Source organism: Mycobacterium sp. DL, from assembly GCF_039729195.1.
In the GTDB taxonomy this organism is placed as follows: domain Bacteria; phylum Actinomycetota; class Actinomycetes; order Mycobacteriales; family Mycobacteriaceae; genus Mycobacterium; species Mycobacterium hippocampi_A.
Genome location: NZ_CP155796.1, coordinates 660,339 through 686,615, shown reverse-complemented (window position 1 = coordinate 686,615; position 26,277 = coordinate 660,339). Strand labels below are relative to the sequence as shown.

At 68.7% G+C, this 26,277-nt stretch carries 27 protein-coding genes; 17 read left to right on the top strand and 10 right to left on the bottom strand.

Annotated features, from left to right (window positions below):
- Positions 1-49: 49 nt before the first annotated feature.
- Positions 50-1,750: a DEAD/DEAH box helicase gene (locus tag ABDC78_RS03270; protein WP_178361326.1), complete on the top strand. Its 1,701-nt coding sequence runs from the start codon at positions 50-52 to the stop codon at positions 1,748-1,750.
- On the opposite strand, the gene ABDC78_RS03265 is transcribed toward ABDC78_RS03270, so the two are convergent.
- From ABDC78_RS03265 to ABDC78_RS03250, 4 genes are read right to left on the bottom strand one after another with little or no spacing between them, the layout of a single operon-like run.
- Entirely contained in the window at positions 1,740-2,216 is a 477-nt protein-coding gene (locus ABDC78_RS03265) for an SRPBCC family protein (RefSeq protein ID WP_178361325.1), read from the bottom strand. The two genes, ABDC78_RS03270 and ABDC78_RS03265, sit on opposite strands and share 11 nt — an antisense overlap.
- A gap of 36 nt (positions 2,217-2,252) precedes the next feature.
- Entirely contained in the window at positions 2,253-3,068 is an 816-nt protein-coding gene (locus ABDC78_RS03260) for an HAD-IIA family hydrolase (protein WP_178361324.1), read from the bottom strand.
- A gap of 19 nt (positions 3,069-3,087) precedes the next feature.
- Positions 3,088-4,518 (bottom strand): PH domain-containing protein, encoded by a 1,431-nt coding sequence (locus tag ABDC78_RS03255; RefSeq protein ID WP_178361515.1) that lies wholly within the window; start codon positions 4,516-4,518, stop codon positions 3,088-3,090.
- A 41-nt stretch (positions 4,519-4,559) separates the two neighbouring features.
- The gene (locus tag ABDC78_RS03250; protein ID WP_178361323.1) at positions 4,560-5,042 is read right to left on the bottom strand and encodes a PH domain-containing protein; all 483 of its coding nucleotides are present in this window, start codon (positions 5,040-5,042) and stop codon (positions 4,560-4,562) included.
- A gap of 41 nt (positions 5,043-5,083) precedes the next feature.
- Between ABDC78_RS03250 and ABDC78_RS03245 the strand changes: the two genes are divergently transcribed.
- From ABDC78_RS03245 to ABDC78_RS03225, 5 genes are read left to right on the top strand one after another with little or no spacing between them, the layout of a single operon-like run.
- Positions 5,084-6,001, top strand: a complete 918-nt coding sequence (locus tag ABDC78_RS03245) for an SDR family NAD(P)-dependent oxidoreductase (RefSeq protein ID WP_178361322.1) — start codon at positions 5,084-5,086, stop codon at positions 5,999-6,001.
- Positions 6,001-7,206, top strand: coding sequence for a gephyrin-like molybdotransferase Glp (gene glp / locus ABDC78_RS03240; RefSeq protein WP_178361321.1), 1,206 nt, complete (start codon positions 6,001-6,003; stop codon positions 7,204-7,206). The genes ABDC78_RS03245 and glp overlap by 1 nt, the downstream gene beginning before the upstream one ends.
- 28 nt (positions 7,207-7,234) lie before the next feature.
- Positions 7,235-7,933 (top strand): phosphatidylserine decarboxylase, encoded by a 699-nt coding sequence (locus ABDC78_RS03235; protein WP_178361320.1) that lies wholly within the window; start codon positions 7,235-7,237, stop codon positions 7,931-7,933.
- Complete coding sequence (gene pssA, locus ABDC78_RS03230; RefSeq protein WP_178361319.1) at positions 7,930-8,793, top strand: CDP-diacylglycerol--serine O-phosphatidyltransferase; 864 nt, start codon at positions 7,930-7,932, stop codon at positions 8,791-8,793. The genes ABDC78_RS03235 and pssA overlap by 4 nt, the downstream gene beginning before the upstream one ends.
- A 16-nt stretch (positions 8,794-8,809) precedes the next feature.
- Entirely contained in the window at positions 8,810-11,023 is a 2,214-nt protein-coding gene (locus tag ABDC78_RS03225; protein ID WP_347133473.1) for an AAA family ATPase, read from the top strand.
- Positions 11,024-11,119: 96 nt separating this feature from the next.
- Here ABDC78_RS03225 and ABDC78_RS03220 read toward each other — a convergent pair whose 3' ends face one another.
- Entirely contained in the window at positions 11,120-12,616 is a 1,497-nt protein-coding gene (locus tag ABDC78_RS03220; protein ID WP_178361317.1) for a potassium/proton antiporter, read from the bottom strand.
- An 87-nt stretch (positions 12,617-12,703) separates the two neighbouring features.
- On the opposite strand from ABDC78_RS03220, the gene ABDC78_RS03215 reads away from it, so the two are divergent.
- The 8 genes from ABDC78_RS03215 (at position 12,704) to ABDC78_RS03180 (ending at position 20,498) form a co-directional block, all read left to right on the top strand.
- The gene (locus ABDC78_RS03215) at positions 12,704-13,402 is read left to right on the top strand and encodes a TrkA family potassium uptake protein (protein WP_178361316.1); all 699 of its coding nucleotides are present in this window, start codon (positions 12,704-12,706) and stop codon (positions 13,400-13,402) included.
- Between the two features lie 132 nt (positions 13,403-13,534).
- A complete protein-coding gene (locus tag ABDC78_RS03210) occupies positions 13,535-16,429 on the top strand; it encodes a Na+/H+ antiporter subunit A (RefSeq protein WP_178361315.1) in 2,895 nt (964 codons plus the stop codon).
- Positions 16,426-16,896, top strand: a complete 471-nt coding sequence (locus tag ABDC78_RS03205) for a Na(+)/H(+) antiporter subunit C (protein ID WP_178361314.1) — start codon at positions 16,426-16,428, stop codon at positions 16,894-16,896. The genes ABDC78_RS03210 and ABDC78_RS03205 overlap by 4 nt, the downstream gene beginning before the upstream one ends.
- Positions 16,893-18,527, top strand: a complete 1,635-nt coding sequence (locus tag ABDC78_RS03200) for a Na+/H+ antiporter subunit D (RefSeq protein ID WP_256736375.1) — start codon at positions 16,893-16,895, stop codon at positions 18,525-18,527. Before ABDC78_RS03205 ends, ABDC78_RS03200 begins: the two co-directional genes overlap by 4 nt.
- A 26-nt stretch (positions 18,528-18,553) precedes the next feature.
- Positions 18,554-19,087 (top strand): Na+/H+ antiporter subunit E, encoded by a 534-nt coding sequence (locus ABDC78_RS03195; protein ID WP_178361313.1) that lies wholly within the window; start codon positions 18,554-18,556, stop codon positions 19,085-19,087.
- Positions 19,084-19,371 (top strand): monovalent cation/H+ antiporter complex subunit F, encoded by a 288-nt coding sequence (locus ABDC78_RS03190; protein ID WP_178361312.1) that lies wholly within the window; start codon positions 19,084-19,086, stop codon positions 19,369-19,371. Before ABDC78_RS03195 ends, ABDC78_RS03190 begins: the two co-directional genes overlap by 4 nt.
- Positions 19,372-19,399: 28 nt before the next feature.
- Positions 19,400-19,768, top strand: a complete 369-nt coding sequence (mnhG, locus tag ABDC78_RS03185; RefSeq protein WP_178361311.1) for a monovalent cation/H(+) antiporter subunit G — start codon at positions 19,400-19,402, stop codon at positions 19,766-19,768.
- Positions 19,716-20,498 carry a class I SAM-dependent methyltransferase gene (locus tag ABDC78_RS03180; RefSeq protein ID WP_178361310.1) on the top strand — a complete coding sequence of 261 codons (783 nt, stop codon included), beginning with the start codon at positions 19,716-19,718 and terminating at the stop codon, positions 20,496-20,498. Before mnhG ends, ABDC78_RS03180 begins: the two co-directional genes overlap by 53 nt.
- Positions 20,499-20,520: 22 nt before the next feature.
- Here ABDC78_RS03180 and ABDC78_RS03175 read toward each other — a convergent pair whose 3' ends face one another.
- The 5 genes from ABDC78_RS03175 to ABDC78_RS03155 are packed head-to-tail and all read right to left on the bottom strand — an operon-like array spanning position 20,521 to position 23,792.
- Complete coding sequence (locus tag ABDC78_RS03175; protein ID WP_178361309.1) at positions 20,521-21,153, bottom strand: LON peptidase substrate-binding domain-containing protein; 633 nt, start codon at positions 21,151-21,153, stop codon at positions 20,521-20,523.
- Positions 21,154-21,155: 2 nt separating this feature from the next.
- Positions 21,156-22,286: a glutamate--cysteine ligase gene (locus tag ABDC78_RS03170; RefSeq protein WP_178361308.1), complete on the bottom strand. Its 1,131-nt coding sequence runs from the start codon at positions 22,284-22,286 to the stop codon at positions 21,156-21,158.
- The gene (locus tag ABDC78_RS03165; protein WP_178361307.1) at positions 22,267-22,965 is read right to left on the bottom strand and encodes a superoxide dismutase family protein; all 699 of its coding nucleotides are present in this window, start codon (positions 22,963-22,965) and stop codon (positions 22,267-22,269) included. The genes ABDC78_RS03170 and ABDC78_RS03165 overlap by 20 nt, the downstream gene beginning before the upstream one ends.
- Positions 22,966-22,975: 10 nt before the next feature.
- Positions 22,976-23,431: a LytR C-terminal domain-containing protein gene (locus ABDC78_RS03160; RefSeq protein ID WP_178361306.1), complete on the bottom strand. Its 456-nt coding sequence runs from the start codon at positions 23,429-23,431 to the stop codon at positions 22,976-22,978.
- 52 nt (positions 23,432-23,483) lie between these two features.
- Positions 23,484-23,792, bottom strand: a complete 309-nt coding sequence (locus ABDC78_RS03155) for a DUF3263 domain-containing protein (protein ID WP_178361305.1) — start codon at positions 23,790-23,792, stop codon at positions 23,484-23,486.
- A 137-nt stretch (positions 23,793-23,929) separates the two neighbouring features.
- Here ABDC78_RS03155 and ABDC78_RS03150 point away from each other — a divergent pair, with 137 nt between their 5' ends.
- Genes ABDC78_RS03150 through ABDC78_RS03140 form a run of 3 tightly spaced genes read left to right on the top strand, consistent with a single transcriptional unit; the run spans position 23,930 to position 26,258 of the window.
- Complete coding sequence (locus ABDC78_RS03150) at positions 23,930-24,523, top strand: peptide deformylase (protein ID WP_178361304.1); 594 nt, start codon at positions 23,930-23,932, stop codon at positions 24,521-24,523.
- 3 nt (positions 24,524-24,526) lie between these two features.
- On the top strand, positions 24,527-25,444 hold the full coding sequence (locus tag ABDC78_RS03145; protein ID WP_178361303.1) for a GNAT family N-acetyltransferase: 918 nt from the start codon (positions 24,527-24,529) through the stop codon (positions 25,442-25,444).
- Between the two features lie 4 nt (positions 25,445-25,448).
- Positions 25,449-26,258 carry an exodeoxyribonuclease III gene (locus tag ABDC78_RS03140; RefSeq protein WP_178361302.1) on the top strand — a complete coding sequence of 270 codons (810 nt, stop codon included), beginning with the start codon at positions 25,449-25,451 and terminating at the stop codon, positions 26,256-26,258.
- The last annotated feature ends 19 nt before the right edge of the window (positions 26,259-26,277 follow it).

Sequence of the window (26,277 nt, the reverse complement as noted above, 5' to 3'; positions counted from 1 at the left end):
GCGTAACCGCCTGCCCTAGACTGCATTCCGTTCAGAGAGGAGTCACAGGGTGCGGGCTGACGCAGCGCCCAGCACCCAGGCTTTGCGGGGCTGGCAGCGACGGGCGCTGGTGAAATACCTGGCCGCCAAGCCGCGTGACTTCCTGGCTGTCGCGACCCCGGGCTCCGGCAAGACCACCTTCGCGCTGCGGATTGTCGCCGAGTTGTTCGCCGAGGGCACCATCGAGGCCGTCACCGTCGTCGTCCCCACCGAACACCTCAAGATCCAGTGGGCCCAGGCGGCCGCCCGACTCGGGATCGCGCTGGACCCGAAGTTCTCGAACTCCAACTCCCAGACGTCCTCGGAGTACCACGGCGTCGTGGTCACCTACGCCCAGGTCGCCAGCCACCCCACCCGGCACCGGGTGCGCACCGAGAATCGCAAGACCCTGGTCGTCTTCGACGAGATCCATCACGGCGGTGACGCCAAGAGCTGGGGCGAGGCCATTCGCGAGGCGTTCGACGACGCGACCCGGCGGCTCGCGCTGACCGGCACCCCGTTCCGCAGCGACGACAGCGCGATCCCCTTCGTCAGCTACTCCCCCGACCACGAAGGTCTGATGCGCTCTCAGGCCGACCACACCTACGGCTACTCCGACGCGCTCGCCGACGGAGTCGTCCGGCCGGTGATGTTCATGGCCTACTCGGGCGAGGCCCGCTGGCGCGACAGCGCGGGCGAGGAACACGCGGCCCGCCTCGGTGAACCGCTGACGGCCGAGCAGACCGCGAGGGCCTGGAAAACCGCGCTCAACCCGGCAGGCCAGTGGATGCCCGCGGTGATCGCCGCCGCCGACACCCGGTTGCGGGGTCTGCGTCAGCACGTCCCCGACGCCGGCGGCATGATCATCGCCTCCGACCAGACCGCGGCCCGCGCCTACGCCGACCTGCTGCACACGATCACCGGCGAGGCGCCCACCGTGGTGCTCTCCGACGACAAGGGCTCCTCGGACCGCATCACGGAGTTCTCGGCGGGCAGTTCGAAGTGGATGGTGGCCGTTCGCATGGTCTCCGAGGGTGTCGACGTGCCGCGCCTGGCCGTCGGCGTGTACGCCACCAGCGCCTCCACTCCGCTGTTCTTCGCGCAGGCGATCGGCCGGTTCGTGCGCTCGCGCCAGCCCGGCGAGTCGGCCAGCATCTTCCTGCCCTCGGTACCGAACCTTCTCCTGCTGGCCAGCGAGATGGAGGCCCAGCGCAACCACATCCTGGGCAAGCCGCACCGGGAGACGCTCGACGATCCGCTCGACGCCGAACTCGCCGAGCAGAAGCGTGACGAACCAGATCTCCAGGAGAAGGGGATCGAGTACCTGGGTGCCGACGCCGAACTCGACCAGGTGATCTTCGACGGTTCCTCGTTCGGCTCCGCAACCCCCGCGGGCAGCGAGGAGGAGGCCGACTATCTCGGCATCCCGGGTCTGCTCGACAGCAATCAGATGCGAGACCTGTTGCGGCGCAGGCAAGAAGAACAGCTGACGAAGCGGACCGTCGAGGGTGTGGTGGCGCGGCCGTCGACGCACGGCCAGCTGCGGGAACTCCGCCAGGAGCTCAACACGCTGGTGTCACTGGCGCATCACCGCACCGGGCGCCCGCACGGCTGGATCCACAACGAGCTGCGCCGCCGCTGCGGTGGCCCGCCGCTGGCCGCGGCCACCACCGATCAGATCAAGGCCCGGATCGAGGCGGTCCGGGTCCTGCAGCGCGAACTCACCGCCTGACGACGAGCAGCTTGTCCAGATTCGCCAGCGAGTTCTCCAGGTGCTCGACGGGAAACGGCGGGAACTCGATGTGTTCGTGCAACATCGCGGGCACCGCCGACCAGTCGTAGGTGAGCGTCACCCGGGTCTGCTGCGGCCCGATCTGCTCGAGGTCGTAACGCCAGATCCAACCACCGAATTCGAGCGTGCCGTCCTCGCCGGCCTGGCCGGGCTGCCACGCGATCGCACGGGGTCGGTCGTACACCTCGACCCGGTTGGCCATCTCGTAGTGCCCGTCGGGATGGTTGTCGTGGTGCATCGCGATCCGGAAGATCTGCCCGGTCTCGGACAGTGATCTCCCATCCAGTGATTCCCGCACCCATCCCGTGCCGTCGATGGCCTGATGGGTCGAAGGATCGGCCAGCACATCAAAAACGTTCTCGGCCGGTGCGTCGATGGTGGTCGTCACGATCATGGTTTCGGTCATGCCACTACCGACTCGGTCGCGTCCACAAACTCATCGCTACAAACCGAGCAGCTCCGGCAGGTCGGCCACCGAGTCGATCACGTGATTCGGCTGCATGGCGAATTCGTCTGCAGCCCAACGATCCAACGTGTCCTGGCGGAACTTGCCGGTGCGCACCAGCACACCGGTCATGCCGACCACCTGCGCGGCGAGCACATCGTTGTTGAGGTCGTCGCCGACCATGTACATCTCGTCGGGGTCCACCCCGAGCCGGCCCGCCGCCGACAGGAAACCCTCCGGCGCCGGCTTGCCGACGGCGGTGACCTTGCGCCCGGAGGTCTCCTCCATCCCAATCAGGTACATGCCGGTGTCGACCCGCAAGCCGTCGGCGGTGGTCCACGCGGTGCTGCGGTGCATGGCCACCACCGGAACACCCTGCGCCATCCAGTCGTACACCCACGACAACGTCAGATGGGTGTATTCGGGTCCGGCCCCGCCGAGCAGCACCACATCGGGTGCCTCCGGCGCCTTCTGCCCGGTGAACTCGCTGGAGTACACGATGTCGATGCCGGGCATGTCCTCGGCGATCTGGCCGCTGTTGACCAGGAAGCAGCGGGCATCCGGATAGCGACTGCGGACGTAGTCGGCGGTCAGCACGGCCGCGGTGATCACCTCGTCGGCGCGCACGCTCATGCCCGCCTCGGTCAGCAGTTCGGCGATCTGAGTGCGGGTTCGGGTGGTCGTATTGGTCAGATACGCGCACGCGACCTGGCGCTCGGCCATCCTGCGCAGGGTTTCCGCCGCGCCCGGGATCGGCTTCCATGAGGTCACCAGCACGCCATCGATGTCGAAGAGCACTCCACCGATTGCCATGGTGCGACAGTAAACGCCGTCAGGGGGAGCGCAACTCGGACCCTTGGCCTCGAGCCCAGCGGGTGGCCCGCAGCCAGGGTGAGGTGGTCGCCGCCATGGTCCATGCCAGGTCGGCGGGCACGTCGACGACCTCGTAGCGTTTCACCCCGGCCGCGGTCGCGGCGATCAGCGTGGCCACCCCGGCCCTGCGCTGCATCAGGCTCTGGCGCACGGTCCACCCGATGATGCCGTCGGCGGCCACGCAGTCGCGGCGCCGCTGCACACTCCCGGCCCGGGCCACCAGCCAGCCGCCACCCACCCGGTGCCCCAGCGAGCGGGACCTGTCGACGGCCAGGAACACGCTGAACAGCAGCAGCGCGAGCAGCGCGGGCCACACCCACACCGCGACCCCGGTGGTGATCGCCAGGACGGCCACCACAAGCGCCACCACGGCGGGCAGCATCATCGCACGGAACCAGCGCCTGCGGGTCGCTGCAGGTCCGTGCGGGGTCAGCGGGCCGGTGACCGCGTCGGGCTGCGCGATCAGGTCGGCCAGAACCGATTCCGCGGTGAGCCTCGGACACGGCGGCAGAAGCTGCGACGCCTCCCCGGCCCCCGCGACGCCGGTCATCACCGCATCCAGTCGCGCACCACCGAACAGCCGCACGATCAGCGGTTCCCGCAACGAGCCTCCCCGCAGCCGGCGCATGTCGAAGGTGTGCTCGCGTGCCCGCAGCAGCCCGTGCGACAGATGCAGGAGGTCGGCATCGCGTCGCAGAGACAGGTTGGCGTAGGTCAGCAGCGACTGCGTGACCGACAGGGCCACCGAGGCCACTACGATCACCAGCACGACGACAACCACGACACCGAGAACCCCGACATTCTCGGCGACATCGGCGCCCACCCGAAAGAGGCCCGAATCCTCCAGTGCGGCAACCACTCCGGTCTGATAGACGACACCGAACGCAGCGGCGATCATCAACAGCCCGGCCAGCGTCAGCGGGCTGTAGCGAAGCCACGACGGCTGCCAGCGGGCCAACACCCTGCCCTGGTCCAGCGGCCCGGGTGCCAGCGACTCCGCCAGCAGCGTGGCCCGCAGCGCCGGGACCTCACGCGCGGGCACCGCGTCGAGTGCAAAAGAGGTGTCCCCGGCGGCCTCCTGCCCGGTGCTCACCTGCAGCACCGTCAGACCGAGCAGCCGGTGCAACAGCCGCGCATCGGTGGACACCGAGCGAATCCGGTTGCGGGGCACCGAAAGCACCTTGCGCTGCAACACCCCGGTGCGCAGCTGCACCTCGTCGACACCGATGCGGTACGTCGTGGTGAACCACCGGGCCAGACCGTAGGCGATGACCAGACCCACGCCGAGCAGCGTCCACAGCGGGTTGCCTGTCGTCGACCCGAGCACCAGCGCGCCGATCAGCACCGGGAGCTGCCGCAGCACCTCGTGCACCGGGTGTACCAGCAGCATGCGCGGGCTCAGGCGGCGCCACTGCTCACCGACACCTGCCGTCACGTGGCATCCTCGGCGCCGAGCGCGGCGATGTCGGTGAGCTGCGCGACCACCCGGTCCGCGACATCGGCGTCCAGCGCGACGATCCGCACCGCACCGGCCGACGACGCCGTCGTCACCGTGACGTTGGCCAACCCGAACACCCGGTCCAGCGGACCCCGGTAGGTGTCGACGGTCTGCACCCGCGAGATCGGGGCGATCCTGCGCTCCTGCACCAGCCAGCCTGATCGGGTGTACACCGCGGTGGGGTCGATGTCCCAACGGTGAACGCGGTAGCGCCACAACGGAACCACCACCACAAAAACCCCGATACCCAGCACGGTGCCGGCCGCGAGCAGCACATGAAGCCACCCGTACCGGCCGTCCACGCCGAACCACACCGCCTGCGCCACCACCAGGATCAGCCACGGGATCGCCGCCCCGATCGCCCAGACCACTGGCGCCTTGCGGCTCGGCCGGTGGGCCGGCTCATTCAAGTGCATGTGTCGAGCATGGCTCATCGGCACCGAAGTATGTTGAACCGATGAGTGCCAAGTGGACTGCGACCGACGTGCCCGACCAGTCCGGCAGGGTGGTGATCGTCACCGGAGCCAACACCGGCATCGGCTACGAGGCCGCAGCCGTGCTCGCCGGAAAGGGCGCCCACGTCGTCGTGGCGGTGCGCAACCTCGTCAAGGGCAAGGAGGCTGTCGACGCGATCACCCGCAGCCAGCCGGGAGCCGACCTGGCGCTGCAGGAGCTGGACCTGTCGTCGCTGGCCAGTGTGCGGGCGGCCGCCGATGCATTGCGTACCGCGTATCCCCGGATCGATCTGCTGGTCAACAACGCCGGGGTGATGTACCCGCCGAAACAAACCACCAGCGACGGCTTCGAATTGCAGTTCGGCACCAACCATCTGGGCCACTTTGCGCTCACCGGCCTGCTGCTCGACCATCTGCTCCCGGTCGACGGTTCCCGGGTGGTGACCGTCGCCAGCATCGCCCACAACATCCGGGCCGGCATTCATTTCGACGACCTGCAGTGGGAACGAAGCTACAACCGGGTCTCGGCCTACGGTCAGTCCAAGCTCGCGAACCTGATGTTCACCTACGAACTGCAGCGCAGGCTCGCCACAAGGGGCGCGCCGACGATCGCGGTGGCCGCCCACCCCGGTATCTCCAACACCGAACTGATGCGCCACGTCCCCGGGTCCGGACTGCCCGGGTTCAGCCAGTTGGCCGGCCTGGTCACCAACAGCCCGGCGGTGGGCGCGCTCGGGACGTTGCGGGCAGCGACCGATCCCGGCGCGCAGGGGGGCCAGTACTACGGCCCGTCAGGCTTCCGGGAGTTGGTCGGCCATCCGGTCGTGGTCCAGTCCAACCGCATGTCGCACGACGTCGAGGTGCAGCAGCGGCTGTGGACGGTCTCCGAGGAGCTGACCGGCGTGAAGTTCGGGGTGTGATGCGCTCCGTCGAAGAGCATCGGCAGGTCGTCGCCGACCTGATCACCGCCCGCCCGCCGGTGACCTTGCCGGTCGCCGACACCCTCGGCCTGGTGCTCGCCGACGACGTCGTCGCGCCGTTGTCGCTGCCCGGCTTCGACAACTCGGCGATGGACGGCTACGCGGTTCTCGTCGACGACATCGCGACGGCGACCGAGCAGACTCCGGTGCGGCTGCCGGTCACCGAGGACATCCCCGCCGGTCGCACCGACATGCTGACCATCACCGCCGGCACCGCGCAACGGATCATGACCGGCGCGCCGCTGCCGTCGGGCGCGACGGGGGTGGTGCCCGTGGAGGCCACCGACGGCGGGATCGACACCGTCACGATTCGGGCGAGTGTCCGGCCGGGCCAGCACATCCGTCGCGCGGGCGAGGACGTCACCGCGGGCAGCACCGTGCTGAGGGCCGGCCAGGTGGTGACGCCCGCGGTACTGGGTCTGGCGGCCGCGCTCGGGCTGCCCGAACTGACCGTGATCCCGCGCCAGCGGGTGCTGGTGTTGTCCACCGGAACCGAGTTGGTGGCACCAGGCACCCCGTTGCAGCCGGGCCAGATCTACGAGTCCAACGCGGTGATGCTGGCGGCCGCCGTCCGTGACGCGGGCGGCGAGGTGGTGGCCTCACCGGTGACCGGCGACGACGTCGACGCGTTCCGCGAGACGCTGGGTATGCACTCGGGTCCTGACGGAAGCGTGGACCTGGTCGTCACCACCGGTGGCGTCAGCGCCGGCGCCTACGAGGTGGTCAAAGACGCCTTGTCGGGGACCGTCGAGTTCGTGAAGGTCGCGATGCAGCCGGGGATGCCGCAGGGCGCTGGGGTGTTGGACGACGACGCCAATACCGCGATCATCACGCTGCCGGGCAACCCGGTCAGCGCGCTGGTGTCGTTCGAGGTGTTCATCCGCCCCGCGTTGCGGGCCGCGATGGGCCTGCCGAACCCCGACCGGCCGCGGCGCACCGCCGTACTGGCCGAGGACCTCACCTCGCCGCGCGGCAAGCGGCAGTTCCGCCGCGGTGTGCTGACCGAGGACACGGTGACCAGTTACGGGCCCCCGGCGTCGCATCATCTGCGGTGGCTCGCGTCGGCGAACTGCCTGCTCGAACTCGACGAAGACACCGCGGAGGTGGCCGCCGGGCAACGTGTGCAGGTATGGGACCTGCGCTAGCTGCACTGACCCGTAGACTCGCTCAACGATGGCCAGACGCCCCGACCTCAAGACAGGCCCCGCGCGGCTGGCGGCCCTTGTTCGTACCGCCGTTCCGCCGATGCACCCCGGGGGCCTGCCGTTCGTCGGCGCGAGCCTCGCGGTCGCCCTGGCGGGCCGCCGGAATCGCTGGCTGCGCCGCGCCGGGCTGACCTCCGCGGCGGCCAACGCCGCGTTCTTCCGGCACCCACCCCGCACGCCGCCGACCCGCCCGGGTCTTGTCGTCGCCCCGGCCGACGGGCTCATCTGCGTGGTCGACGACGAGATCCCGCCGAGCGAACTCGGCCTTCCTGCAGTCCCGTTGCCGCGGATCAGCATCTTCCTGTCGCTGCTGGACGCCCACGTGCAGCGGGCCCCGATCGGTGGTGAGGTCGTCGCGGTCGCCCATCGCCCCGGGTTGTTCGTCTCCGCCGATCTGGCGGCCGCCAGCGCGGACAACGAGCGCAACAGCATCCTCATCCGGTCCCCGGAAGGTGCCGAGGTCGTCGCGGTGCAGATCGCGGGCCTGCTCGCCCGCCGGATCGTCTGCGACGTCGCGCCCGGCGACAAGATCGCCATCGGCGACACCTACGGCCTGATCCGGTACGGCTCGCGGCTGGACACGTACCTGCCCGCCGGTTCCACCATTCTTGTCGATGTCGGGCAGCGCTCCCTCGCCGGTGAGACCGTGCTCGCCGAGCTGCCATGATCAAGCCCCGCAAGCGCCGCATCAAAGGGCCGGTCATGAGCGCCCGCATCCTGCCCAGCGCATTGACGGTGGCCGCGATCTGCCTGGGCCTGAGCGCGGTCAAGTTCGCCCTCGACGGCCGACCGACCGAGGCGATGGCGTTCCTGGCCGTGGCCGCCATCCTCGACGCTCTCGACGGGCGCCTCGCCCGCGCGCTGAAGGCGACGTCCCGGATGGGCGAAGAACTCGACTCGCTCGCCGACGCCGTGAACTTCGGTGTGGCACCGGCTTTCATCGTCTATGCCACGCTGCTGTCCACCTCCCGCATCGGCTGGATCGTCGTGCTGCTCTACGCCGTGTGCATCGTGCTGCGACTGGCCCGCTTCAACGCGATGCTCAGCCTCGACCAACCCGACTACGAGAAGAAGTACTTCGTCGGCATGCCCGCCCCGGCAGGTGCGATCGGGGCGATCGGTCCGTTGGCCGCCAAGCTGCAGTTCGGCGATGGCTGGTGGACGTCCGAGGCCGCCGTGGTGATCTGGATGATCGCCGTCTCGCTGCTGGTGGTGAGCACCCTGCCGATGCGCAAGATCCACACGTTCTCGGTGCCGCCCAACATGGTGGCGCCGTTGCTGGCACTGCTGGCGATCGGTGTGGCCGCCTCGATTCTCTACGGCTACGTCGTGATCCTGGTGCTCATCCTGGCCTACGTCATCCACATCCCGTTCGCGATCCGCACCCGGCGGTTCCTCGCCGCGCACCCGGAGGTGTGGGACGACAAACCACGACAGCAGCGTGCCGCGCGGCGGGCCATCCGGCGCGCGCAGCCACATCGCCGGTCGATGATGCGACTCGGCCTGCGCAAGCCGCCGAGAGGCTGACATGTCCGAACTCGAGATGACCGGCAGCACCTCGCCGGGAGCGCACCTCACACTCACCGCCCGGCTGAACACCTCCGCCCTGGACAACCGCCGCGGCGTGGTCCGACTGCATCCGGAAGTCATTGCTGCACTGGGTATCCGAGAGTGGGATGCGGTGTCGTTGACCGGCGCGCGCACGACTGCCGCGGTGGTCGGCGTCGCTCCCGCAGGCACCCCGACCGGCACCGCACTGCTCGACGACGTGACGCTGTCGAACGCCGGCCTGCGGGAGGACACCTCGGTGCTCGTCGCCCCGGTCAGTGTGTGCGGCGCCCGATCGGTCACGTTGAGCGGTTCCAGGCTTGCCACCCAGTCGATCGCCGCGGCCACCCTGCGGCAGGCGCTGCTCGGCAAGGTGATGACCGTCGGGGACACCGTGTCGCTGCTGCCCCGCGATCTCGGGCCGGGCACGTCGACCTCGGAGGCCAGCGCCAAGCTGGCATCGGCTGTCGGTATCACCTGGACCTCCGAACTGCTGACCGTGACCGGGGTGGATCCCTCCGGACCCGCGAGCGTGCAACCCAATTCGCTGGTCAGCTGGGGCTCGCTCGACGTCGCAGGTGGCGTCACCCCGGCGGCTCCGGAGAGCACCGGCCAGCACGTCGTCACCCAGAACTCCAGCGCACCGGCCATCAGCTTCGACGACCTCAAGGGCGCCCACGCCGCCGCCACCCGGTTGACCGAGTGGCTCAAGCTCGCACTCGACGAACCCGAACTGCTCGAGAAGCTCGGAGCCACTGCCAATCTCGGCGTGCTGGTGTCCGGTCCGGCCGGGGTCGGCAAGGCCACGCTGGTGCGGACGGTGTGCAAGGGCAGGCGCCTGGTCGAACTCGACGGTCCGGAGGTCGGGTCACTGCACGCCGAGGATCGTCTGAAAAACGTGTCGTCGGCCGTGGCGACCGTGCGCGAGGGCGGCGGCGTGCTGCTGGTCACCGACATCGACGCCCTGTTACCCGTACCTGCGGACCCGGTGGCCACCCTCATCCTCACCGAACTGCGCTCGGCGATCTCCACGACCGGGGTCGCGTTCGTCGCCACCTCCGCCGTGCCCGACAACCTCGATCCCCGCCTCCGCGCGCCGGATCTGTGCGACCGCGAGATCGGCCTGTCCCTGCCCGACGGCGCGGTACGCGGCCAGTTGCTCGAAGTGCTGCTCCGCGACGTTCCCGCCGGCGAGCTTGATATCGACGAGATAGCCGAGCGCACACCGGGTTTCGTGGTCGCCGACCTCGCGGCGCTGATCCGCGAGGCCGCCTTGCGCGCGGCGGCGCGGGCCAGCGAGACCGGCGAGGACCCCGCACTGACCCAGGAGGACCTGACCGGTGCGCTGGGGGTCATCCGGCCGTTGTCGCGCTCGGCCACCGAGGAGGTGTCCGTCGGGTCGGTGACGCTCGAGGACGTCGGGGACATGGCCGACACGAAGCAGGCGCTCACCGAAGCCGTGCTGTGGCCGCTGCAGCACCCCGAGACGTTCCAGCGCCTCGGCGTACAACCTCCCCGCGGCGTCCTGCTCTACGGGCCGCCCGGCTGCGGCAAGACGTTTGTGGTCCGTGCGCTCGCCAGCTCCGGCCGGCTCAGCGTGCACGCCGTCAAGGGCGCCGAACTGATGGACAAGTGGGTCGGCTCATCGGAGAAGGCGGTGCGCGAACTGTTCCGGCGGGCACGCGATTCCGCGCCGTCACTGATCTTCCTCGACGAGATCGACGCGTTGGCGCCCCGGCGCGGGCAGAGCTTCGATTCGGGTGTGACCGACCGGGTGGTGGCGGCGATTCTGACCGAGCTCGACGGCATCGAACCGCTCAACGACGTGGTCGTGGTCGGCGCGACGAACCGCCCGGATCTGATCGACCCGGCCCTGCTGCGCCCCGGTCGGCTCGAGAGGCTGGTGTTCGTCGAGCCTCCCGACGCCGAAGCCCGCGCCCAGATCCTGCGGACGGCGGGCAAATCGGTGCCGCTGACGTCCGAGGGTCCCGAAGCCGTCGACCTCGACAGTCTGGCCGAGGATCTCGACGGCTACAGCGCCGCGGACTGCGTGGCGCTGCTGCGCGAAGCGGCGCTGACCGCGATGCGCCGCTCGATCGACGCTGCCGACGTCAGCGCGGCCGATGTCGCCGCGGCGCGCGAATCGGTGCGTCCCTCGCTGGATCCCGCTCAGGTCGAGTCGTTGCGGAAGTTCGCCGAGTCCCGCTGAGCCCCATCGGGCCCCATCGGGCCCCATCGCCGAGATTGCATCCTGCGTGCCGAATTCCGACATCGGGCCGCGTGGAACACAGTTTCGGCAGCGCCACTAGCCCGGTTCGCCGTACTCGTCGAACCAGTACGCCAGTTTGCCTCGCCGACTGACCGCACGCAGACGCCGTTCGGCTGACTCCCTCGTCGCCGTGGTGGTCACGATCATGAGCTCATCGCCGACCTCCAGGCGGGTGACGGGCTGCGGCACGAACGAGTGCCCCGCCCGGATGATGAGCGTGATGACGCTGGGATCGGGAAGCCGCAACTCCAGCACCGTGACGTTGTGCAGCCGCGAGCCCGGCAGCACCGTCATGGTCATCAGCTCGGCGCCGAGCACGTCCAGCGGTGCGGCGTCGACCTGGATCTCCCGGGTGGTGTCGCGCGGAATGAGGTCGAGCTTCTCCGCGACCAGCCGCAGGCTCGGCCCCTGGATCAGCGTGAACACCACCACGAGCAGGAACACGATGTTGAGCAGCCGACCGCTGTCGGGGACCCCTTCGACGATCGGGTAGGTCGCCAGGACGATCGGCACCGCCCCGCGCAGTCCGGCCCACGACACGAACGCCTGCTCCCGCCACGGAACCCGAAAGCCGATGAGCGACACCACAACCGAGATCGGCCGGGCGAGCAGCAGCAATACCAGCCCGGCGACGATGGCGGGCACCACCTCGTCGAGCAGTTCGTCCGGCGACACCAGCAACCCCAGGATCACGAACAACCCGATCTGCGCCAGCCAGCCCGACCCTTCGGCGAATGACCGCGTCGCCGAACGGTGCGGCAGGCCGGAATTGGCGAGCACCACCGCAGCCAGATAGGCGGCCAGGAATGCGCTGGCCTGCGCCGAGCCGGCCGCCGCGAACGCGAGCATGCCGAGTCCGAAGGTCGCGAGTGGATAGAGTCCGGCCGCCGGCAGCGCGATCCGCCGCAGGGCCATCGCACCGAGGAACCCACAACCCAGCCCGATCGCGGCGCCGATCGCCAACTGATACACCAGCGTTGCTGCCATCACGACGGGATCCAGATCCAGTGGCGTCACGCTGAACAGCAACACCAGGATGACGGCCGGGGCGTCGTTGAAACCGGACTCCGCCTCCAGCAGCCCGCCCACCCGTCGCGGTAGCGGCACCACCCGCAGGACCGAGAACACCGCCGCGGCATCGGTACTGGAGACGATGGCCCCGAGCAGCAGCGCCAACTGCCAGTTCATCCCGAGCAGCCAGTGCACCGCCGACGCCGTGACCAGCATGCTCACCGCGACGCCGACCGTGGCCAGGACGGCAGCCGGAGCCAGCACCTTGCGAATGTCGGTGAACCTCGTGGTGAGTCCGCCCTCGACGAGGATGATGCCCAGCGCGGCCGTCCCCAGGTCCTGGGCCAACTGGGCGTTGTCGAAGTCCACGCCGAACCCGGCCTCGCCAACCAGCACGCCGACGCCCAGGAACAGCAATAGGGTGGGCAGACCGGCTCCGGTGGCCAGTCTCGTCGCGGCGATGCTCACCAGCAGCACGAGGCCGCCGACGAACATGGCCACGTAGAGCTGGTGCAGGCTCACCGAACCTCATCTGCCGAGCGGGAGTTGTGTCGGTGCCAGTAAAACAGCACGGGCCCGACGATGGTCGTCGCGGCGAAGGAGAGGGTCATGCGGATCGCGATCGCCGGCGCCGGCGCGGTGGGCCGGTCCGTCGCGCAGGAATTGGTGGACTACGGCCACAAAGTCCTTCTCATCGAGAAGGAGTTCACCCGCTACACGCCCTCGAGGGTGCCGGACGCCGAATGGTTCCTCGCCGACGCCTGCGAGGTGTCCTCCCTCGAGGAGGCCGAGATGCACAACTGCGATGTCGCGATCGCGGCCACCGGCGACGACAAGGCAAACCTCGCCATGGCCTTCCTCGCCAAGACCGAATTCGGAATAGACAGGGTGGTCGCGCGGATCAACGACTCCCGCAACGAGTGGCTCTTCACCGAGGCCTGGGGCATCGATGTGGCGGTGTCCACCCCGATGGCGTTGGTCGCCGCGGTGGAGGGCGCGATCGACGTCGGTCATCTGGTACGCCTGATGGACCTCGGCCGGGGATCGCGGGCCGGCGTGGGCCACGGTCAGGCGGCTGTCGCCAAGCTGACCCTGCCCGCCGACAGCCGCCTGGTGGGCCAACGGGTCGGCGACCTCGCGATGCCCGACGACAGCGCGCTCGTCACGCTGCAGAGGGGCAACAGGCTGATCATCCCCGGACCCGACGACGTCCTACGGGCCGGCGACGAGATGCTCTTCATCTCCGGATCAGCGGTGCAGGACCGGATCACGGCCATGGTGCAGGGAGTCTCGCCGCCACGGCTCTGAGTCGGCTGCGAGCGCAGGCATCGGCTCCCCGTAGACTGGGGCGACTCCAGAGTCAGTCCGGCCGGTGACGCCCGTCGCCTCTGTTGTTCACCTGCCCGACGGCTCATCGCCGAACCATGACGAGACGGAGCCATGCTCGCCATCCTCTCTGCCCACGCAGTCGCCACGTTGTTGGCACCGCTGCTGGTGTACCGCTGGGGACGGGCGGCGTTCTATCCGTTGGCTCTGGTGCCGCTCGGCTCACTGGTCTGGGTGGGGCTGAACTGGCCCGGTCGCGGCTCGGCACAGAGCGTCACCGTGCCGTGGGTTCCCGAGCTCTCGATGGACATCACGCTGCGCTTCGATGCGCTCGCGGCGATCATGAGCCTGCTGGTGCTCGGCGTCGGCGCGCTGGTGCTGTTCTACTGCGCCGGCTACTTCAGGCACCACGACGGCAAGCCCGAAAAGCGGCTGCCCAGTTTCGCCGCTGAGATGGTCGCGTTCTCCGGCGCGATGTTCGGCCTGGTCACCAGCGACAACATGCTGGTGCTGTACGTGTTCTGGGAGATCACGACCGTCCTGTCCTTCCTGCTGGTGGGGCACTACGCCGAACGTGCGACCAGTCGCCGCGCGGCGACGCAGGCGCTGCTGGTGACCACGTTCGGCGGGCTGGCGATGCTCGTCGGCATCGTCATGCTCGGCAACATCACCGGGACGTACCTGCTGTCCGAGCTCATCGCCGACCCACCGACAGGCCTGGCCGCCTCGGTCGCGGTGGTGCTGATCCTGGTCGGCGCGCTGTCGAAGTCGGCGATCGTGCCGATGCACTTCTGGCTCCCGGGCGCGATGGCGGCCCCGACGCCGGTGAGCGCCTACCTGCACGCTGCGGCGATGGTCAAGGCGGGCGTCTATCTGATCGCGAGGATGACGCCGGGATTCGCCGACTCCCCCGAGTGGCGGCCGACCGTGGTCACACTGGGTCTGCTGACGATGCTGCTGGCGGGCTGGCGGGCCATCCGTGAGTACGACCTGAAACTGATCCTGGCGTTCGGCACCGTCAGCCAACTCGGCCTGATCACGGTCATGGTCGGTTCCGGTGGCAGCGAGATGATGCTGGCCGGGCTGGCGATGCTGTTCGCGCACGCGATGTTCAAGGCGGCGCTGTTCATGGTCGTGGGGGTCATCGACCACGCCACCGGAACGCGCGACATCCGCAGACTCGCGTGGCTGGGCGACCGCAGCAAGCCGCTGCTGATCATCGCGGCGGGGGCCACCGCCAGCATGGCCGCGCTGCCGCCGTTCTTCGGTTTCATCGCCAAGGAAGCCGACCTCGACACCGTGCTGCACAGCCCGACGCTGGGTGCCGCCGCGCCGTTCGTCCTCGCCGGAATCGTGGTCGGTTCCGTGCTCACCACGGTGTACAGCCTGAGATTCCTGTTCGGCGCCTTCGGCCGTAAGGGCTTGCCGCAGCCCAGTGTCCGGGTGGCCGAGATGCACCGTCCGGAAACCGCGTTCATGATCCCGCCGGCGATCCTGGCGTTCGCCGGTCTGCTGTTCGGTCTCTGGCCGAAGGCGCTGGACAACATCCTCGCCGACTACACCACCACGGTGCCCGACCCGGCGGGCTACGACGCCGACTACCACCTCGCGCTGTGGCACGGCTTCAATCTGCCGCTGCTGCTCTCGGCGGTGGTACTCGGGGCGGGCGTCGCGGTCTACCTGGGTCGGGGCCGGCTCCGACGCACCCGGGTCGGGTTCCTCCCGCTGTCCAACGCCGACCGCATCTACGACGCGGTCCTGCGAGGCGCCGACATAGCGTCCGTGCGGCTGACCGCCGTCACCCAGCGGGGCTCCATCCCTGCGACGCAGTCGGTCATCCTGGCCACCCTGGTGGTGGTGCCGCTGACGGTCCTGGCACTGGGCACCCGCGACCGGCCGGAGTTCGAGCTGTTGGGCTCGCCGCCCCAGGTGGTCGTCGGAATGCTCATGCTGGCCGCCGCAATCGGCGCGACGGTGATGCGCAATCGCCTGGCCGCGGTGCTCCTCGTCGGTGTCACCGGGTACGGCTGCGGCGCGATCTTCGCGTTCCACGGTGCCCCTGATCTGGCGCTGACGCAGTTCCTGGTGGAGACACTGACCCTGGTCGTCTTCGTCCTCGTGCTGCGAGTGCTTCCCCCCGAGACGGGCGAAGCCGACATCAAGCGGTTCCGTGTTCCCCGTGCCGTGCTCGCGCTGGCGGTGGGGGCGACGGTCACCACCCTCGCCGCGTTCGCGATGGCAGCCCGGACCACCCGACCGCTCGCCGAGCTGATTCCCGAGGCCGCCTACCTGCGCGGCCACGGCTCCAACGCCGTGAACGTGCTGCTTGTCGACATCCGCGCCTGGGACACCATGGGCGAGGTGGCCGTGCTGCTGGTGGCCGCGACGGGCGTGGCGTCGCTGGTGTTCCGCAGTCGGCGGTTCGGCGCTGCACCACGGGTCGCCGACGCCGGTCAGCCTGACATCGGCCAGCTCGCGGTGTTCGCGAACAACAGCCCCGCCGCCGGCGAGATCACCTGGCTCCGGGGCAGCGAACTGCGTGACCCGCGGCATCGGTCGCTGGTGCTCGAGGTCGCCACCCGGCTCATCTTCCCGGTGATGATGGTGCTGTCGGCGTACTTCTTCTTCGCCGGGCACAACACGCCGGGCGGCGGCTTCGCCGGTGGCCTGATGGCCGGGTTGGCTCTGGTGCTGCGGTATCTCGCGGGCGGCCGCTACGAACTCGGAGAGACGCTCCCGCTGGACGCCGGAAAGATCCTCGGGGCCGGGCTCACCCTGGCCGCCGGCACCGCCGTGGGTTCGCTGTTCGTCGGGGCGCCCGCGCTGTCGTCGGCACTGATCGAGGTGGACGTACCCGTGCTGGGAACGGTCAAGTTCGTCACCGCCCTCTTCTTCGACCTGGGGGTCTACCTGATCGTGGTGGGCCTCGTGCTCGACGTGTTACGCAGCCTCGGGGCCCGGATCGACGAGGAGATCAGCGAGCAACGAGCGGCGGTGCCGTCGAGGTGACCTCCTACCTGATACCTCTCATCCTCATCGGTGGCCTCACCACCGCCGGGGTGTACCTGCTGCTCGAGCGCAGTCTGACCCGAATGCTGTTGGGGCTGTTGCTGATCAGCAACGCCGTCAACCTGCTGCTCCTCTCCGCCGGCGGTCCGTCAGGCAATCCCCCGGTACGCGGCCGCAGCAGCGTGGGACAGACGACGACCGCAGATCCGTTGGCGCAGGGCCTGATCCTGACCGCCATCGTGATCACCATGGGCGTCGCGGCGTTCGTCTTGGCGTTGACGTACCGCTCCTACCGCCTCAACACCATCGAGGAAGTCAGCAACGACCCCGAGGACACCCGGGTGTCCAAGCTGTCCGGCACGGAGTCCATCGAGGAGGACGAGGACCACCTCGACCCCGATCACAGCAGGGACACCGACCTGCCCGACGAACTCGACGCGCTCCCCGGATTCGAGGGGTCGCGATGACCTCGCTGATGTCGGATGGCGACCTGGCCCAAGTGCTGATTCCGCTGCCGGTGATCGTGCCGTTGCTGGCGGCGGCCATGACGCTGGTCGCCGGACGCAAGCCGCGACTGCAGCGGGTCATCACCGTGGTCGCGCTGTCGGTGGTGCTGGTCGTCGCCGCCGCATTGGTCTACCTCGCCGACCGGGACGGCACCCTCGCCCTGCAGGTCGGCGGTTGGGGCGTCTCCGAACCCGGAATGGGACCGCTCGGGATCACGCTGGTGGTCGACAGGCTGTCGGCCCTGATGCTGATCGTCTCGTCGATCGTGCTGCTCGCCGTCGTCGTCTACGCCATCGGGCAGGGCATCCGCGACGGCGACGACCGCCAACCGGTGTCGATCTTCCTGCCCACCTATCTGGTGCTGTCAGCGGGTGTGTGCATGGCCTTCCTGGCCGGCGACCTGTTCAACCTGTTCGTCGGGTTCGAGGTGCTGCTGACAGCGAGCTTCGTGTTGCTGACGATCGGCGGCAGCAGGGAGCGGGTGCGCGCGGGCATCACCTACGTGATGGTGTCGATGGTGTCGTCGCTGATCTTCCTGTTCGGCATCGCGCTCGTTTACGCCGCCACCGGCACGCTCAACCTCGCCGAGCTCGCGGTGCGCCTCGACGACGTGTCCGACGGCACCCGCACCGCGCTGTTCGCGGTGCTGCTGGTCGCGTTCGGGATCAAGGCGGCGGTGTTCCCGCTGTCGGCGTGGCTGCCGGACTCCTACCCGACCGCCCCCGCGCCCGTCACCGCCGTCTTCGCCGGCCTGCTCACCAAGGTCGGCATCTACGCGATCATCCGGGCGCACACGCTGCTGTTCCCGGGCGGTGAGATGGACGGCGTGCTGCTGGTCGCCGGGCTGCTGACGATGCTGATCGGCATCCTCGGCGCGATCGCGCAGAGCGACATCAAGCGTCTGCTGTCCTTCACCCTGGTCAGCCACATCGGCTACATGATCTTCGGCATCGCGCTGTCGACCGAACTCGGGATGTCGGGGGCGATCTACTACGTCGCGCACCACATCCTGGTGCAGACGACGCTCTTCCTGGTGGTCGGGCTGATCGAACGACAGGCCGGTGCGTCAGCGCTGGAAAGGCTCGGCGGGCTCGCGGCCGCGAGTCCCCTGCTCGCCTTCGTCTTCGTCGTGCCGGCACTCAACCTCGGCGGCATCCCACCGTTCTCGGGCTTCATCGGCAAGGTGGCGCTCCTCGAAGCAGGCGCTCAGGTCGGATCCGTGCTGGCCTGGATTCTGGTCGCCGGCAGCGTCATCACCAGCCTGCTGACGCTCTACGTGGTGACCCGGGTGTGGACCAAGGCGTTCTGGCGGTCTCGCGACGACGCGCCGGAGGGCCACCTGTCGGGATCGGCGCCCAGTGCGCTTCTCGACAACACCGAAGAATCCATGGACATCAAGCTGGCCGACCGGGACGACGTGGGCCGGATGCCGGTGGGCATGCTGTTGCCCACGGGCGCGCTCATCACGGTGGGTCTGGCGCTGACCGTGCTGGCCGGTCCGATCTTCGCCTACAGCGAGCGGGCCGCCTACGAGGTCGTCGATCGGGGCCAGTACATCACCGCAGTCCTGGGGGAGGTGCAGCAGCGATGAGTGCTCGCACGAAGAGCAGAGCACCGATGAGAGCCAATCTGTTGCGCGCATGGTTGCTGTGCTGGTTGATCCTGGTGTGGGTCCTGCTGTGGGGCAACATCTCTGCGGCGAATGTCCTGTCGGGACTGGTTATCGCGTTGATCATCACGCTGTGGCTGCCGTTGCCTTCGGTTCCGGTGGAGGGTCGGCTCCATCCGATTCCGCTGGTGCGGTTGGTTTTCACTGTCGCCTACTGGCTGCTGGTCTCCTCGGTGCAGGTCGCCGCGATGGCGCTGAGGCCGAAGCCGCCGTTGTCGGCGGTTCTCCGGGCGCATCTGGCCATCAAGTCGGATCTGGTGCTCGCGCTGGCGGTCAACATCCTCAACCTCACGCCCGGCAACATCGTCCTCGAGATCGACCAGACCCGCCGGATGATCTACGTGCACGTGCTCGACGTCGCATCGGATCGCGCGGTCGAGAGCTTCCACCGACAGGTCGACCAGCTCCAGAAGCTTCTGGTGGCCGCGTTCGAACCCGATGCCGAATGGAAACCGGCGACGGAGAAGGAGGCGACCACATGAGCACCGTGTGGGTGATCGCCGGCGCGATGCTTGCGGCCGCGGCCGTCGCCACGATGTTCCGGATGCTGCTCGGCCCCACCACGCTGGACCGGTTGGTGGCCCTCGATACCCTTGTCGCGGTGACGATGTGCGCGATCGGCACCTGGGCGGCTTTCAGCCTGGACACCACCGTCACCTACAGCCTGACCGCGCTGGCGTTGATCACCTTCGTCGGATCGGTCAGCGTGGCAAGGTTCCGTGTGCCCGACGTGGCCGACCCGGCGGACAAGGGGCCCGGCCGATGAGCGCTTGCGCGAAGAGCAGAGGGCAGCGATGAGCCCGCTCGACATCGTCACGAGCGTCCTGATCCTCGGCGGGTCGGCCCTGGCGCTGACCGCGGCGATCGGCGTCGTGCGGTTCCCCGACACCCTGTCGCGGATGCACGCCGCCACCAAGCCCCAGGTTCTCGGCCTGCTGCTGGTGCTGGCGGGCGCGGCGATCCGGCTGCGGGGAAATCCCGACGTCGGGATGTTGATTCTGACCGGCATGTTCACGCTGATCACCGCCCCGGTGATCGCCAATCGCGTTGGCCAGTTGGCCTACCGCGAGCAGAACGTCCGCGATGACCTTTTGACCAGGGATGAAATGCATGAATTCGTCGCCGACGGGGAATCCGGCGGCGATGAACCCCCTCGCCAGTGACGCGTCTGCCTGCCGCAGCGACGTAGTCGGAGCCCAGGTGCGCGCGAAGGAATCCGCTTCGGGTCAGCCCCTGTTCACCGATCGGTACGTGCAGGCGCTGCTGGACGGACTGGGCACCGCGACACTCGACGGACTTCCCGGTCCCGCCCTGTCGGCTCAACTGAGCACCCGGACCAAGTGGTACGACGAGTTCTTCGTCGCCGCGGGAGCGTCCGGTATCAGCCAGGTCGTCATCCTGGCGGCCGGGCTGGAGTCCCGGCCGTGGCGGCTGCCCTGGCTGACCGACACCGTCGTCTACGAGATCGACCGACCCGATGTGTTGGCATACAAGAACGCGACGCTGCGGGCGGCCGGAGCCGTGACCGCGGTCAAATATGTTCCCGTGCCGGTCGACCCCGGCGCCGACTGGTCGGTACCGCTGCGCACGGCGGGATTCGATCACGACGAGCCCACGGCGTGGTCTGCCGAAGGGGTGCTCGCGTCGCTGTCGGACGATGCCCGCGACCGGCTGTTCGACCAGATCACCCTCTACAGCGCGCGTGGTAGCAGGATTTCCATGGATGCGTCCGGCGCGGCGGTCGAGGTCATCAACTGCCTGCTGTGCACCCGGGGCTGGGAGATCAGCTCCTTCAGCGCGCACAGCCTCATGCATCGTTACCACCGCGGTTCGCCGACCGACGACGACGCGCTCGCGTCGTTCGGCGGATGCATCGAAGGCCGGCTGCTCTGAGCGGTGGGCAACGCCGGCGCGCTCACTCCGACAGCTGGAACTCCACCATGGCGATGACGGTGTCGACGGCTTCGGACAGAGCCGCCACCCGATCCGCGACGGTCGGCGCCGCCAGCATCGCGTACCGGTCGGCCTGTCCGATCGGCAGCCGAGAAGCCAACGCGTACAACCACAGTGCGGCGTCACCGGATTCGTCGGCGCCCAGCACGATGTCGCGGGCGTTGACCTGCGCGCCCCGCGCTTCGGCGATGCGCTCGAACAGCGTCACCATCCGGTCTTCGATCTCGCGGATCGCATCAGCGGTGACCGCCGCCCCTGGTTCGTCCGGCCACAACTCGACCGCCGCCTGCGGATAGGGATTGTCCGGCTGCCATTCCAGCACCCGGAACCGCTCCCCGATGTCGCAGGTGAGCCGGTAGCGGCCGGCGCCCATGTCCACACATTCGGTGATGTGAGCCAACACGCCGACATCGCTTCGGCTGTCCCCGCCGCCGACCTCCCGGCCCGCCGCGATGAGCACCACCCCGAAGGTCGGGTCGTCGGCGGCCAGACAGGTCTGCACCAGCGCCGAATACCTCGGCTCGAAGATCCGCAGCGGCAGCCCTTCGCCGGGCAGCATCGCCACCTCGAGCGGGAAGATCGGCAGTGTCGGCACGGCTAGATCACCAACTCGGCGATCAACGCGTCGACGACCGTTCGCAGGTCCCCGTCATGCTCCTCGGCGACTCTGCGCTGCCGCTGATACGACGCACCGGCGCGGGAGATGTCGGCGACGCTGGCGAGTTCGTCGACACACGAGAGCGACTTAGCCACCGGCGTAAGGCGTTCCAGAAGATCGTCGAGATCCTCGGTGACCAGCCGTTCGTTGCTGTCCGCGTCGAGGATGATGATGGCGTCCAACCCGTATCGGGCTGCCCGCCACTTGTTCTCCTGGACATGCCACGGCGGCATCACCGGCAGCGTCTCCCCGGCGTCCAGCCGGCGGTCCAGGTCGACGATGAGACAGTGCGTCAGAGCGACCAGAGCCGAAAGCTCCCGCAGGTTGGACACCCCGTCGAAGATCCTGACCTCCACCGTACCCAGATGCGGTGAAGGTCTTATGTCCCAACGTATCTCGTTCATATGGTCGATGATGCCGGTCTTCTTCTGGTCCGCGACGAAACCTTCGAACTCGCGCCACTCCTGGAAATGGAACGGCAGGCCCGCGGTCGGCAACTGCTGGAACATCATGGCGCGGTTGCTGGCGTAGCCGGTGTCCTCGCCGTCCCAGAATGGGGAGGACGCCGACAGTGCCAACAGATGCGGATACTGGTTGAGCAGCGAGGTGATGATCGGCATCACCTTGCGCGCAGAGGAAACCCCCACGTGCACATGCACTCCCCAGATCAGCATCTGCCTGCCCCACCACTGGGTGCGCTTGATCAACTCGGCGTAGCGCGGGGCGTCGGTGAACTTCTGCGTCGACCATTCCGCGAACGGGTGAGTGCCCGCACAGAACAACTCCATGCCACGATCGCGCACGATCTGCCGAACGGGTCGCAGGGTCGACTGCAGGTCGTCCATCGCCTGCCCGGCGTTGTCGCAGATGCCGGTGACGATCTCGACGGTGTTGCGCAGCAACTCCTTGTGCACGTGCGGGTTCTCGCCGAGTTCGGCGATCACCGATGCCGCCTCGTTGCTCAGCTCACGGGTCTGGGCGTCGACGAGCGCGAACTCCCATTCGACCCCGAGGGTCGGCCGCGGCGACCCGACAAAATCGATCCGGCTGTCAGCCCGAGGTGATGACACCACAGGCCACCCGCGCTCCGGCGTCGCCGGTCGCCAGGGTGGTCTGATCCGGCGGCGGATCGCCGTTGACCTGCTGGTAACGCTCCGGCGGGATGTTGGCGAAGTTGTCGGCGTTCTCGTGGATCATGATCGAGGTGCCTGCTCCGTCGAGGAGCTCCTCGTAGGTGAACGCATCGGTGGTGGTCACCAACATGGCTGAACCGTCCTCGCGCACCTGCAGCGAGGTCAGGTCGCCACTGGCGGGATGTCCGGTGTTGCCCGTCGCCTGGAAGTGCCCACCGGCGGAGTTGAAGTCCGCCGGTGCGCCACCGGTCGGTGCGACGGAGTCGGCCTCGCACCGGCCGACCGAGTGGATGTGCAGACCGTGGAAGCCGGGGGTGAGTTCGCCGGCGACCGTCGTCTGCACCGTGACGGTGGCGTAGCCGTCTGCGAACGCGATCTCGGCGTTGGCGACCGTGGTGCCGTCGGCGAGATTGAGGTCCGCGGTCAGGATCTGCCCGCCGGACTCTTCGCTCGCCCCGGAACCCTCTTCACCCGGTGAGGCCGACGGCGCCGGTGAACCGGTCCAGACCGGCGGCGTGGTGCCCGGCGATGTGGCGACGGGTTCGTTGGGACTGCAGGCGGTCAACGCGAGCGCGGGCACTGCGAGGAAGGTGGCGACGGCAACGGTCCTGAGCATGCCCAAGAGCCTAACCGGTGACCGCCACGACCACGCCCGGCGGTTGCTCAATGAGTTCTGGGACACGGGGAGCCACCGGAGCCTCGAGCAATCGACCGACGTCCTCGGCGGCCTGCTGCTCGCCGGGTTCGTCGCTGAAGTACACCGTGGTGACTGTCGTCTCGGGCAGCGTCAGATTTCCGGTCTCGGTGACATTCCAGCCGTCTTCTCTGAGTCGCTCGGCGGTGGCCTCCGCGGCGCCCGGGGTCTCGGAGATGTTGAACACCCGCACGTCGGCCCGCGCCGGTTCGGCGGGCGGTTCCGTGGTGGTGGTCGTGGTGGTGGTCGTCGTGGCGATGGAGGAATCAGCGTCGTCGGAGCCGCCGCCCATCGCCTGGAGCGCGACGAGCAGGAACACCACGCCGAGGAACAACAGCACCATCACCATGGCGCGGAGGGGCAAGCCCGAGGACTCTCGCTGATTCATTGGCGCCTACTGTATCGGCAGGTCGAGCGGAGGAGGAAAAGCTCGGCTCACCTCAGGTGACATCAAAACCGAGGCGGCGGGCGGCTCTGGCCTTCTGCCGACTCGCGCGCAACCGTCGCAGCCTTTTCACCAGCATCGGGTCTGCCGCCAACGCCTCGGGACGGTCCACCAGCGCGTTCAGCACCTGGTAGTACCGGGTCGCCGACATCGAGAACAGCTCCTTGATGGCGTCTTCCTTGGACCCTGCGTACTTCCACCACTGCCGTTCGAAGGCCAGGATGTCGTGCTCGCGGCGGGTCAATCCGTCGGCGGGGACAGAATCGTCCCCGGAATGCTCAGTCCGCGCGATGGCGCCGTCCATATCGCTTTGGGACCCTTCCGACACTCGAAAATGACATCGCTGTGGTTCGGCACGTATTCAATCACGGCTTGGTCACCGAGGGGGTCACCAATCGCCGCGAGTCGGCTCACCAAGCTCGCCCCTTTAAGCTCTCGTGCATGGCTGTAGTACCCATCCGCATCGTGGGAGATCCCGTCCTGCACACCGCGACCGAACCGGTGCCTGTCGGCGACGACGGTTCCCTGCCCGCCGACCTGGCGGATCTGATCGAGGATCTGTACGACACCATGGACGCCGCGAACGGAGTCGGGCTGGCCGCCAACCAGATCGGAGTGGCCAAGCGGGTCTTCGTCTACGACTGCGCCGACGCACGCGGCAAGACGACCCGCCGGCGCGGCGTGATCGTCAACCCGGTGCTGGAAACCACCGAGGTGCCCGAGACGATGCCCGACCCCGAGGACGACGACGAGGGCTGTCTGTCGGTGCCCGGGGAATCGTTCCCGACGGGGCGTGCGTCGTGGGCCCGCGTGACGGGACTGGACGCGGACGGGACGCCGATCACGCTGGAGGGCACGGATCTGTTCGCCCGGATGCTGCAGCACGAGACGGGTCACCTGGACGGTTTCCTGTACCTCGACCGACTGGTCGGGCGTAATGCCCGCAGCGCCAAACGCGCGGTGAAGTCCCACGGCTGGGGCGTTCCCGGGCTGTCCTGGACGCCGGGCGAGGATCCCGATCCGTTCGGCCACTGAGCGATGACGGACCTGCCGGCTCCCGGCACGCGTGTCAGCCTGCGGTATCGGCTGCCGACGGGATCGACGCCCCCACACACCGATGTGGTCGGCCATCTGGTGGGAGTCTCCCCGGTGGTGCGGGTGCGGACCAGGCACGGCGATGTCGTCGACGTGGTACCCGAGGATGTGCTGGCGGTCCGGGTGGTGCCCGAGATGCCGGTGCGAACCGGTGAGATCCGCAACCTCGAACACGCCGCCGCGCTGGGCTGGCCCGGCACCGAACAGCATTGGCTCGACGGCTGGCTGCTGCGCTACGGGCTGGGCAGCACCCGGCGAGCCAACTCCGCAGTGCCGCTGCGGTTCACCTCGCACGCCGAGCTGGTCGCCGCCGCGGACTGGTACGCCTCGCGCGGGCTGCCGGCCCTGATCTCGGCGGCGGACCGGTTGTTCAGGGTTCCCGACGATGTGCCGGTCGAGGCCGAAACCCTGGTGATGGCAGGCGATCTCAGCCGGGCCGCCGCGGTGCCCGAGTTGGCTCTGCGCGCCTGCCCCGACGAGCGCTGGCGAGCCGTGAACTCGCGCGACGTACCCGACGAGGTGTTCACCGCCGTCGTAGACGGCGCGGTGATCTTCGGCGAACTGGCCGGCGCAGCGGTGGGGCGCGCAGCGGTGACGGACGCACCCGACGGCACCCGGTGGGTCGGACTGTCCGCGGTGCACGTCTCAGACGACGCCCGGCGCCGGGGTCTGGCGCGCACCCTGTGCTCAGGTCTGCTGGATTGGGCTCGCGAACGCGGCGCGACCCGCGCGTATGTGCAGGTGGTCGCCGACAACGGCGCCGCTCGAGCGCTTTACGAGTCGATGGGATTCGTGGTGCACCACCGCCTGCGGTACGTCCGCGCCGAGGATCTGCTGGCGCGCGGTCCCGCCGTAGGGTGAGTCCATGCGCCTGGCCACCTGGAACGTCAACTCGATCCGCACCCGAGTGGACCGCGTCACCGACTGGCTGCAACGCGCCGACGTCGACGTGCTCGCGATGCAGGAGACCAAATGCTCCGACGAACAGTTCCCGACCATGCCGTTCGCAGCCCTCGGCTATGAGGTCGTGCACAGCGGGTTCAATCAGTGGAACGGCGTGGCCATCGCGTCGCGGATCGGCCTTGACGACGTGCAGGCGGGTTTCGCCGGACAGCCGGCGTGGGGCGACAAGCCCGACGTCCCGGCCGCAGCCGAGGCGCGGGCGCTGGCAGCGACGTGCGGTGGCGTCCGGGTGTGGAGTCTGTACATTCCCAACGGCCGCACCGTCGATTCGGCGCACTACGTCTACAAGCTGCAATGGCTTGCCGCCCTTCGGGAGACGGCTGCGACCTGGTTGACCGAGGTCCCGTCGGCTCCGATCGCACTCGTGGGTGACTGGAACATCGCCCCGACCGACGACGACGTCTGGGACATCGAGTTCTTCGAGGGCAGCACCCACGTCACCGAGGCGGAGCGCGCGGCGTTCGGCTCGATCGTCGACGCCGGGTTCACCGATGTGGTGCGACCTTTCACGCCCGGGCCCGCCGTGTACACGTACTGGGACTACACCCAGCTGCGGTTCCCGAAGAACCGCGGCATGCGCATCGACTTCATCCTGGGCTCACCGGCTCTGGCCGCGCGAGTCGCCCACGCGGAGATCGTGCGGGAGGAACGAAAAGGCAAGCAGCCCAGCGATCATGCCCCGGTTCTGGTGGAACTCACCGAGCATCGGTGAGTTCCACCTCTGCGACACA